Raw genomic sequence first — 11,608 nt, forward strand, 5'->3', positions numbered from 1 at the left:
TAGTTGTAAAAATTTTAATCAAGATCTTTCAAATTGAGACGTTTCGAATGTAACTAATATGCATGCTATGTTTCATTCTGCCGAAAATTTTAATCAAGATCTTTCGAAATGGGATGTTTCAAGTGTAACTGACATGGATTCTATGTTTGGGTATACTATAGTTTTTAATCAAGATCTTTCAACATGGGATGTGTCAAGTGTAATTAATATGAAATATATGTTTTACAATGCTGAAAGTTTTAATTCAAATATTTCATCTTGGGATGTTTCGAGTGTAACTGACATGTATTATATGCTTGCGTTTACTAAAGTTTTTAATCAAGATCTTTCAACTTGGGATGTTTCGAATGTAACTACTAATAGCAGTAATTTTAACAATTATGCTAATTCTGAATGAGTTGCAAACACTGCTTATCATCCAAAATTTAAACGATAAATTAACTGAAAAAATGACGTCAAATTCAACTTGAACCTATTCTGTCAAGTATAGAATAAATTATTATCATATAAAAACATTAATTAGCACATCATGCTTCGTATGGTGTGCTTTTTGTTCGCAATTGTAATCTTTTGAAGTTGTAGAATTTTATATACTCATTTGTTAACTTTTTTGCTTCGTTAAAAGATTTCAGTTTTTTGTCTTTTGTCTTTAGTTAGACATTCTGTTTTTAGTTATGAAAAGAAAGTCTCACAAGCTGGATTATCTAAATAATTACCTGCTTGAGAAAGTGAAATTTAATATTATTTTGCTCAGCATAATGCTGGGCAAAATATAGAAGTGTACTCAATTTCATTATCAGAATGCAAAATTAGTTTTCAGATTTATCACGGAATTCATTTGCTTCTTTTAAAGTATCTCTAAAAAGTTTAACGCCTGGATGTTGTTGTATTGATGAACCAACTATCATTCCAGTTGCTACATCTTTAATTACGCTTAAATAAGCTCAACGATTTTTAATTCCATAAGGAATCAATGAAACATCGGTTACTCATAATTCATTTTTATTAAATTCTCTTCATTTACGTTTTGGAATATTAGGAAATAGTATAGTTTTTGAAGTATCTTTATCTTCTTTAGGTTTTCTATGAATACGTTTCTTTCTAACAAAAGAACTTAAATGTAACAGTTTCATGAGACGTCAAATCTTATGTTCACTGCATTTAAGGTTATCTTCTATCTCTAAGACAATTTTAATTCTAGGAGCACCATAAATGCCATTATAAGCCATAAAAATGTCTTGAATAAATTTAGCTAATAGTTTATCAACACTAACTTTGTATTCTGGTTTCTCTTTTTTTACTCATAAATAGTAAGTTCTTTGACTTAGATTGATTAATTTGCATATTTTATAAACTGGATATTCAACCCTGAATTCCTCAACTACTAAATTCTTAAAATAAATTATTTCTTTGGTTTGTTTCCCTTTAGTAGTGATTGAAACTTTTTTAGAATTTCTGTCTCAATTTTCTGGTTAGCTAACTCTTTACGCAATTTAGCTATTTCACGATCTTTAGGATCTAAAGAAGTACTACGCTCGCTATGATGAATAGTATGATTACTTTTGTTACCAGATTTCCTTTTTAAGAAATCATCTCCTTCAGCATCAAATCCTAAACAAATAGAACGAGCTGCCGAATAAGATATTTTAAATTTTGTACTTAATTCATTAAAAGAATATTTATCAGTTTGATATTCCTTCACAAGTTCTATTTTTTTGCTCGTAAGTAAGTATGTTATTTTTGTTTCCTTTAGTATTAGACATAATAAAAATCTCCCTTTGTATAAATGATAAATCATATAAATGTTTTTATATGACTTTTCTATACTTAGGAGATTATATTCAATTCGTATTTCAAATTGGGTTTTAAATTGTATTGTTTTAAACTTTATCATGTATTTATAAAGTACTGTAATATTCTTAATCAAAGAGCCAAAACAGAACTACTGCAATTTGCTTATAATAACGAGATTGTCAAACTAGTAACGACAATCATTAGTAAGATAGTTAGCATTAAAATTCTTTTTCATTTAATTACTGTTGCTTCTCAATCGGTTAACATTAGCTGATAACGACGACCCTTATGATTGAAAAACTCGGCAGCTTTTTTATTTCTTACTCAGCTTAATATCATATAACTTAAGATAAATAAAATTAAAAAAGCAAAACTGACTCATCCTACTCCAGCTCACCCACCAGAGCTACCATTTAAATTAAAATTTCAGTAAAGCGCTCACCCAATTAAAAATGATAATCCAGTTGCAATTGTCGAAAAAATAATTGGTAAAAGTCAGCCAATAACATGAAGTTTTTTCTTATTTCGATAATAAAAAAGTTTAGCATTTTGATCACGTGAATTATAAGTATCTTGAACAATTTTGTTAACTTCTTCTTGATGAACTTGTTTTTGTGAATGACGATAATTTTTGATAGAATCTTTTGTTTTTTTCATATAATCACCTTATAAAATCTTATATAAATCATAAACTATCTAGAACTTAATATCTACATTTATATTTAAAGATAAAAATAAAAAAATACACTTTTTTTTCAAAAATAAGAATTTTTAATGTATAGTTATAACAATAAACAAAGAATTTAATATAGAAGGGACAAGTGGTTATGCGTTCAAATTACCTAAATACTCGTAAAGCATTTTTTGAGATGCAGCATGTCATGCGCCCTGTTAAATATAAATAAAATCGGTTAAAATAACACTAAAATAAAACTATTATAATTAAAAATAAAATAAGTAATAAAAATATCACAATATCAGATCCTTATATAATATAAAGTCATTTTTAAAAAATGCTATTTTAAAATATAAAAAAATAAAAATTTACATTTTTTAAAAAAAGTTACTAAAAAATAAGGTATTATAACTTTTACATATTTATTTTTAACCATAAATATCAAACTTTTGGAAAGGAACTCAATTTTATGACTACGAACAAAAAAACTACAAAATCGGCCAACGATTACACTATTAAAAAGAAGACATCTGCAAATACTTTTGATATCAACTCAGTTGAATTAAATTTAGATGATGAGTTAATCTATGGGAGACCATCAAGACTTCGCTCATTAAAGTATCAATATGAAGATTTTAATGCGAACATGTATAAATTCTTTAGAGCTCATCCTTTAATCGGATACTCTTTTAAAAGAATTGTTTACGGATTTTTAACATTATTAGCCGCAATTATTATTCTTTTCTTATTAGTTAATGCGGTTACTGATGTTGATCAATACATGCCAGAAAACTGGGATAAATTAGGATTTACTCATGGAAGTGATCGTTATAATAAATTCTTAGAAGATCGTATGAAATTATTTGGAGTTTATGGAACGGTTACGGAAAGATTACTTTCATATCTTAAAAATATTACGCCATTTATTCCTAAGACAATTGTCACTGGCGAAACAATTTTCTTTGTTCCTAATGAAAGCGGTATAGGTACAGAGACAATATCAGTAACAACAACAGCGTTATTAAGCAATGTACTTAAAGTTTCTGGAGAAGGTGCTTGAGAAAGCATTACTGAAACCAAAACAGTTTGAGTTTATTTAGGAGTAGTTTCTTCAAAATCAATTGGAACTCCGGGTTCAACAGAAATTTTAGAATTATTTAATAAAGCCATTCCTTATTCATTTGCATTTGGTTCAGTATCAGTAATTATTTCTTACTTAATTGGAGTTCCACTAGGAATTCAAGCAGCAAAACGTAAAGGAAAACCATCAGATAATATTATTAATAGTGCCAATATCTTATTAGTAGCAGCACCAGCTGTTGTAATTATTATTGGAGTTTACTTGCTAAGTATTTCAGTATTTGGACATTCTGCAATGTTTAATTCTGGATCATTTTGAACTAAGTTTTGACCAGTAGTTGCCTTGGTATTATTAATGACACCGTCAACAGTAATTTTAACAAGACGTTATGTAATTGATGAAATGACAGCAGATTATACAAAATTTGCGTATGCAAAAGGAATGGGAGAAACTAAAGTTTACTACGTTCACATCTTTAGAAATGCAGGAATCAGAATTTTACGTCAATTCCCATTAGACTTGGCTGTTACTTTATTCGGTGCTTCAATCTTGACTGAACAACAATGAGGAATTCCAGGAATGAGCCCATTTATTGTTAAAGCTGTATCAGGAACTAAGGATTCATTTGTTATTTTAGGATTCATTTCATTTGCAGCCTTTGTTCGTATTTTCGCATCATTAGTATCAGACTTAACTATGGTTTGAATGGACCCACGTGTAAGTTTAGGAAACAAAAAATAGAAAGAGGAGAGTTTATTTATGGAAATCAATAAAGAAAAATTTGCCAAAGAAAATCATATTAACTTTGACGAAATAGACTCATCGCTATTTACTGTTGTGGGTGCTCAAAGTTCAGAAAGTGAACATTTGGCTTCAAAACCATATAGTTACTGAAAGTCTGTTGGTAAGTTGTTATTTAAATCACCAACTTTCTTAATTGCAATCGCAATTTTGATAACATTTATTATTTTGGCAGTTGTCGTACCTTGAGGTTTAGAAGCAACACCATTAGAAAAACCAAATTTAATTGATCCATCAAATCCAATTGTTGGATCAAGTCGTCCCCATGCACCAACTTGACAATACTGATTTGGATTGGGAGTTGAAGGTGAAGATCTTTGAGTTAAGATGTGAGCTGGAATGCGAACAACCTTATTATTTGCCTTTATCTTAGCAACAATTCAATTAGCTATTGGAATCTTTATTGGATCAATTTGAGGATACTTCAAAAAAACTGATATCTTCTTCGTTCAATTAACTAATATTTTAACTTTAGTACCCCAATTAATTTTATTACTATTTGTAATTTTCGTAATTAAACCAGGATATTGACCAGTTATTTTAGGGGTATCAATCCAAGCTTGAATTGCAATTGCAACCACAGTTAGGGTTCAAATTATGTTAGTAAAAAATACTGACTATAATACTGCTTCAATTTCTTTAGGAAGTAGTTCTGGAAGAATTATTCAAAAAAATATTATGCCAAAAATTCTTCCAGTAATTATTCAATCAGGAACATTTGCAATTCCTAATGCTATTTCAATTGATGCTTCATTAACATTTTTAGGATTTGGCTTCATTGAAGGTAGAAAAGAAACTTCACTAGGACAAATTTTAAACGAAGTTATGGCGGGAACTTTATGACAAAACTTCCCTCATTTAATTATTATTCCATTAGTTTTAACAACAACAGTTTCAATTATTTTCTTTGTTGTTGCTAAAGTATTTGCCGACTCATTAGACCCTAAAAACCATAGATAATCATTAAGAAAAGGAGAAATATTATGGAAAATAACAGAAAGATACTTTCGTTAAAAGATATAGTTGTAAAATTTAGAGTTCGATCAAAAATGCTGACATCAATCCGTAATATTTCTTTTGATATTTACGATGGAGAAACTGTTGCGATTGTTGGAGAATCAGGATCAGGAAAATCAGTATTAACTAAAACTTTGACAAATATGTTGGAGTCAAATGGTTATATTGCTAATGGATCAATTATGTACTATCCAAACGAAGATTCAAAAAATGATCCAAAAACAGCGTTTAAAGAAGAAATCAACTTAATCAAGTTTCATAAGGGAGCATTAACAACAGAAGCACGTAAAAGTATTAAAAGTTATAATAATGCTCGTATTAAAGAAGCTAAAACAAAAATTGGAATTTTAAATAAACAAATTGAAATGAATATTGACGTTGCTAATTCAGAAATTGAAATTGGTAATTTAACAAGAGAAATTGAAAGTGCTTATCAAGAAATGGCTTCATTTAACCGTCTTTCACGTCGTACACGTCAAAAAATGCGCCCAATTATGAAAGCAATCGCTACTCCAGATGGTGTTAACTTTTTAGAACAAGTAGCGATTGAAGATGCTTTAAATTATTTAAAAAATGAAGAGTACTTAACAGAATTTGAATCATTATTACAAGAGGTTTTGCATAAAGTTAATGACAAAATTGCAGTTGATCCTCAAGAAGTTAATTTGTTATTAGAAATTTGAACATTTCAAAATCAGTCAGCTGTCAAAAATAAAATTCAAGCAAACAAAAACTTGAAAAAACTACGTGGAGGAACTATTGCTACAATCTTCCAAGACCCAATGACTTCACTAAATCCATTACTAAGTGTTGGATATCAAATTACAGAAGTTTTAAGAGCTCACCAAAAAATGAGTTTCATTGAAGCTAAGCAAGAAGCAATTGAGTTAATGAAAAAAGTAGGGATTCCTAATGCTGAAAAACGCTTTAAAGATATTCCGGGTAAATATTCTGGAGGGATGCGTCAACGTATTGTTATTGCTGTGGCGCTAGCATGTAAACCTAAAATTTTAATTTGTGATGAACCAACAACAGCTTTAGATGTAACTATTCAGGCACAAATTTTGGATTTAATTAAACAGCTGAAAAAAGAATATAACTTGACAGTTATCTTTATTACTCACGATTTAGGAGTTGTTGCAAATATAGCAGATCGTGTAGCAGTTGTTTATGCAGGTCAAATTATTGAGTATGGAACAACTAATGACATTTTCTTTGATGCACGTCATCCATATACATGAGCATTGCTATCTTCATTACCACAATTGGGAAATAAAGGAGAGGACTTGTATTCAATTTCAGGAACTCCACCATCATTATTTAATGAAATCAAAGGAGATCCATTTGCACCACGTAATGATTTTGCGTTAGCAATTGATTACGAACTTGAACCACCAATGTTCGAGGTTAGTCCAACTCATGGAGCTAAAACATGATTATTAGATCCCCGTTCTCCAAAAATCGAAAAACCGAAACAGTTAAGTCGTTTACGTGAAGCTGTTAGTGAAGCAAAGGTAGGTGAATAAGTTATGAAAAATAAAAAACAACAAGCAATCGTTGAAGTTCGTGACTTATTGATTGAATTTGGAACAGGACGTCGTAAGGTTAAAGCTGTAAAAGGAGTTAGCTTTGATGTTTATAAAGGTGAAACTTTCGGATTAGTTGGTGAGTCTGGTTCAGGAAAAACAACTGTTGGACGTGCAATTATGGGTATTCAACCAGTTTCAGATGGAACAATTTACTTTAATAATCGCGTGGCTTACGGAACTCCACCGGACTTAAATAAACTTAATTTGGCAATTGAACGTAATATTAAAATTATGAAAATTAATCAAAATACTACAACAAATCGTTTAAATGACTATGTTGAAGAATTTAAACGTGTTTATTATAAATACGTTGAGTCAAAATATTATGATTTCAAAACTAAAGAAGTTAAAGAATATCCTGATGGAATTAATCGAATTATTCCCGAAGGAACAAATTTAAAATCAACTAAAATAGTGTCAGCAAAACGTGATGCAAACTTAAACTATGTTTCAGAATCAGTTAAAGATAATTTGAAACGTTTGTTAAAAATTATTCGTATTCAAGAAAAAACTATGCAATTTGTCGATTCAATTTCTGAATATACAAATGTAGATATTAAATTAGAAAAAGCAGTTGTTAAATATCAACGTGAAACTTATGATTTAATTTTAGGTGTCAAAGATCTTGAAAACAAGATTTACCATACGCTAGAAAAAATGAAAGCTATTCGTCAAGCAGTTATTGAAGGGAAATATACTTCTGTTACTAAATTCTTTAGTGACTTAGGAAAAGAATTAGAAGTTATTGTTCAACATCATAAAGCAATTTCAGCTTTATTAGATGTTGCTAAAAAAACTCATTATTTCAATTTAGATTTATCTTCAACAGGTCGTTCAAGAAAAGAACATATCAAAACAATTGAACGTCGTATCGTTTCAAATACTGTTAAAAACAATACATTATTAGTTGAAGAATTGAAAGAAATGCGTGAGTTATTAGAGTTACCACATATTCAAAAAGAAATTAACAAAGCTGATAATTTCAAGTTGCCTAATGCTCGTGATAAACATGAACTTAAAAAAGCAATGCAAATGATTTTCCAAGATCCGGCGTCATCTTTAAATGACCGTATGGCTGTTGAAGAAATTATTGCAGAAGGGTTGGATAACTTCCCTGAATTATATAAAAATCAAGCTGCAGCTGAAGCATATGTTGAATGATTTAATCAAGATAAACCAGCTGAAGAACATATTACTATCCGTAATGTTAAATACTCATTAGTTAAAAAATTCTTAATTTTACAATTATTGACAACTGTAGGAATGTTACCAGAACACTTATCACGTTATCCTCACGAATTTTCTGGAGGGCAACGTCAACGTATTGGGATTGCTCGTGCATTAGTAATGAAACCAAGTTTTATTGTAGCTGATGAACCAATTTCAGCTTTAGACGTTTCAATTCGTGCTCAAGTTATGAACTTGTTGGCTAAATTCCAAAAAGAATTTGAGTTAACTTATGTCTTTATTGCTCATGACTTAAGTGTTGTTAGATTCGTAGCAAATCGAATTGCAGTTATTTATCGTGGAGATATTGTGGAACTGGCTGATGCTGATGAGTTATTCTACAACCCCCTACACCCATATACTAAATCATTGTTAAGTGCAGTACCATTACCAGATCCTGAACAAGAAAAAAATAAGGTTCATTATAAGTATGAACCAGAACTTGAACATGCTGACTATATTACTGATTTCCCAAAATGAGTAGAAGTTGCTAATGGACATTTCGTTTATGCAAATGAACGTGAATTAAAAAAATATCAAATTGAGTATGCTAAATTTCAAGAAAACGCAAAAGTAAAAAAATAGATAATAAAAAGTATTAAAGAAGGAGACTTATTATGAAAAAATTATTGGTTAGTTTAATGGCTATCACGATTGTTTCATCAGCTAGTACAGCTGTTGTTGCTTGTGGGCCGATTACAAATGCTAAATTGTTGGCCAGAAACGTTAACACAGAAGTTTTTAGAGGAACTTTTAAATTTCCCATGACTTCTTGATCAACTGGATCAACTATGCAAAACGAAGATGCCATCATTTTAGCTCAACTTCAAGATACTTTAATTACTCCAAATGCGTACGATCAATTTGAAGGAAGTTTAGCTCAATGATGAGGTCACGATGAAAAATCGGTTGAATGATATTTCAATGTTCGTGATGAAGCAAAATGAGCAGGACTAAAAGATAAGTCTACAAATAGTTATGAAGAAAAGGGACAAATTGGAGGAAAAGGGTTTTACGATGCTTTCCGATTTGTACTTAACCCGAACAACCAGTCAGAAACAACTGGTTCATGATCAACAATTATTGCCGAAGGTAACGAAATTGTAGAATTCATTGAAAAATTAATGAAGGAATATCCTGAATATTTTAGTAATAGTAAAGAACAAGGTACCGAAGGAAATTCTGTTACACATGTTCGTACTACTAAAGCAATTGATTCAGCAATTATGTTTTACAATGCAGCTTATGGTCATTGATTAGATGAAGGAAATAACCGTGAAAACGAATGAGCTAGCGAAGAAAAAGCAGCTTTTGATTGAAAAAAAGAGTTTGGTGATGCTTCAGGAAAAATCAGTCAAGCAACGGTTAATACAATTGTAAATAATTCTAAATTAGGAACTAAAGAATATGAAGCGTATGTTTTAGAAACAATGACTAAGGGTGGAATTATTAAAGCCACTCCGATTATCGATGGTAAAACAGAAAAAACTATGGTTAAAGTTGGTGATGCTGAAGAAGGATATAACCTTACTATGCGTTTACAAAAACCAGCGCCGTACTTTGAATCTTTAGCAGGGTTTTTATCATTAGCACCAATGCCACCAATTGCAGTTGATTATGGAGTTGGAAGCTCAAATTCAAGTTATAAATACGGTGAATCATATGAAAATATTTGATCTTCTGGTGGATATGTTGTTGATGAATATGGACCAAGTACAGTAATTAGTTTAAAAACTAACCCATACTACTTTAATAAGGATAAGACTTTTATTAAAAAACAAATTTACTCATTTGTTGGAAATGTCGATGTTTCTAAACCAAGATTATTCTTTGAAGCCGGAGATGTTAGTGAAGTAGCAATTTCGCCAACTGACTTTTCAGGATGAACTAAGTATGTTGGCGAAGATTTCAATAATCCTGTTTTTGAGGGAGCTCATGACATCAAAAAACCGAATACTAACTCGTTCTTCTTACTATACAACTATAATTATGAAACTGGTGATAGTACAATTGCTGATTCATCACTAGCATTATCACAAAATACTGTTAGAGCTTATTTAGCATATTTAATGGAACGAACACAATTGGCTAAGTATTATTCTGATGCAATGGATACAAAAGATAATAATGTTGATCAAAGTGGAAATCAAATTTCAAGATTATTAAAAAATATGTATACTGGAGCAGGGTTTGCTACTTACCAAAATGAAGAAAATGAAACTGTTGATTATACTCAACATGTTGAAAATCTTTATATTGATAAAATGAAAGAAGCCGCTGAAAAAATTCAACCAGGGATTGGTGAAGATGAAGATAAGTTTAACTTAACTTATAACTTTAGCAAAAATATTGCAGATGGTTATGACGCCTTTAGAAGAAACGATGTTTTAGCTCTAAATGCAATGGAGTTAGCTGGTGATAATAATATTGTTGGAGATGAATTTAAAGCGGTAGTAAAAAAACAAAATGATGAAATTCAAGCAGCAGGTTCGACTGAAGCTGCGATTGAGCAAGGTTTGTATACTAAATATGAAGCTGAAAAAATTGCAATTTTCCAAAAACAAGTTAGAAGTGATATTAAGCGAGTAACTGGAAAAGAAACTGTTACTTTAAAAATGTTAACTAACGGAAATAACAGTTCAACTGTTAATAAAGCACTATTAAATATGACAGGATCATTTAATGTTGTGGCTAATAATCCAATTCAAATTGAAGAGGTTAAATCAACAGATTCAGCTAACTTTATTACTTTAAGAACTAAAGGAGCGTATGATTTAATGACTGGAGGATGAACTCCAGATTACAACGATCCATTCAACTTCTTGCATACATTGATTTTTGGTGGAGAATATGGAAACTATCAAAGATTTTCAAAATACTTTAAAATAGCGGAAACTAAAGAAAAATCACTTTCTTTAGTGCCTACTGAGTACTTAGAAAAATCAGGAAAAGCAGAGTTCTATCAAGATCTCCAAAATTCATTACAGGCATATACTAATGAAGTAATGTCAGCAGACTTAATTGGTGAATACAAACGTCGTTATGATTCTTTTGCCCAAGCAGAATATAATGTAATCTTTAATTCAAATATGATATTACCATTGTATGTTCCAACTGGAGCAACAACAATGTATCTATCATATACAAATCCGTTTACAAGAGCAGCGTTCCCTTCAGGAAGTAGTCAATACCGTTTATTCGGAGCGCAAATGACTTCTTCATTAATGGATAAAGAAACTTACAAACGTGAAAAAGAACTTTATGAAGCAAAAGATCCAAAATATGCCTCACCATTGTGAGAATATTCAAAAAATTCTGGTAAATTAGCTGAAAAAGCTTAATGATATAAAATTAAAAGGCTTTGCCTTTTTTTTATTTTAAGAATTTTAGTATAATCAATAGTAGACATAAAAAGAGGTAAAA

Annotated in this window: 9 protein-coding genes; 6 read left to right on the forward strand and 3 right to left on the reverse strand. The window is 30.2% G+C overall.

Annotated elements, in window-relative coordinates:
- A partial coding sequence (locus L872_RS04545; RefSeq protein ID WP_156923103.1) for a BspA family leucine-rich repeat surface protein occupies positions 1-436 on the forward strand: 436 nt, incomplete at its 5' end.
- Between the two features lie 373 nt (positions 437-809).
- Here the strand turns inward: L872_RS04545 and L872_RS0101430 are convergent.
- From L872_RS0101430 to L872_RS0101440, 3 genes are all read right to left on the reverse strand, one after another.
- Positions 810-1,133, reverse strand: coding sequence for a DDE-type integrase/transposase/recombinase (locus L872_RS0101430; protein WP_156923090.1), 324 nt, complete (start codon positions 1,131-1,133; stop codon positions 810-812).
- 269 nt (positions 1,134-1,402) lie between these two features.
- Complete coding sequence (locus tag L872_RS05250; RefSeq protein ID WP_027063105.1) at positions 1,403-1,894, reverse strand: helix-turn-helix domain-containing protein; 492 nt, start codon at positions 1,892-1,894, stop codon at positions 1,403-1,405.
- Between the two features lie 62 nt (positions 1,895-1,956).
- Positions 1,957-2,451, reverse strand: a complete 495-nt coding sequence (locus tag L872_RS0101440; RefSeq protein ID WP_027063106.1) for a hypothetical protein — start codon at positions 2,449-2,451, stop codon at positions 1,957-1,959.
- Between the two features lie 488 nt (positions 2,452-2,939).
- Between L872_RS0101440 and oppB the strand changes: the two genes are divergently transcribed.
- From oppB to oppA, 5 genes are read left to right on the forward strand one after another with little or no spacing between them, the layout of a single operon-like run.
- Positions 2,940-4,292 carry an oligopeptide ABC transporter permease OppB gene (gene oppB / locus L872_RS0101445; protein WP_051418418.1) on the forward strand — a complete coding sequence of 451 codons (1,353 nt, stop codon included), beginning with the start codon at positions 2,940-2,942 and terminating at the stop codon, positions 4,290-4,292.
- Positions 4,293-4,310: 18 nt separating this feature from the next.
- The gene (gene oppC, locus L872_RS0101450; protein WP_036268834.1) at positions 4,311-5,312 is read left to right on the forward strand and encodes an oligopeptide ABC transporter permease OppC; all 1,002 of its coding nucleotides are present in this window, start codon (positions 4,311-4,313) and stop codon (positions 5,310-5,312) included.
- A 23-nt stretch (positions 5,313-5,335) separates the two neighbouring features.
- Positions 5,336-6,895 (forward strand): ABC transporter ATP-binding protein, encoded by a 1,560-nt coding sequence (locus L872_RS0101455; RefSeq protein ID WP_027063109.1) that lies wholly within the window; start codon positions 5,336-5,338, stop codon positions 6,893-6,895.
- Positions 6,896-6,898: 3 nt separating this feature from the next.
- A complete protein-coding gene (locus L872_RS05220; RefSeq protein WP_027063110.1) occupies positions 6,899-8,770 on the forward strand; it encodes an ATP-binding cassette domain-containing protein in 1,872 nt (623 codons plus the stop codon).
- A 32-nt stretch (positions 8,771-8,802) separates the two neighbouring features.
- Positions 8,803-11,526, forward strand: coding sequence for an oligopeptide ABC transporter substrate-binding protein OppA (gene oppA / locus L872_RS0101465; RefSeq protein ID WP_027063111.1), 2,724 nt, complete (start codon positions 8,803-8,805; stop codon positions 11,524-11,526).
- Positions 11,527-11,608: the final 82 nt, after the last annotated feature.

The organism is Mesoplasma seiffertii ATCC 49495 (assembly GCF_000518725.1).
GTDB classification, from domain to species: Bacteria; Bacillota_I; Bacilli_A; order Mycoplasmatales; family Mycoplasmataceae; genus Tullyiplasma; species Tullyiplasma seiffertii.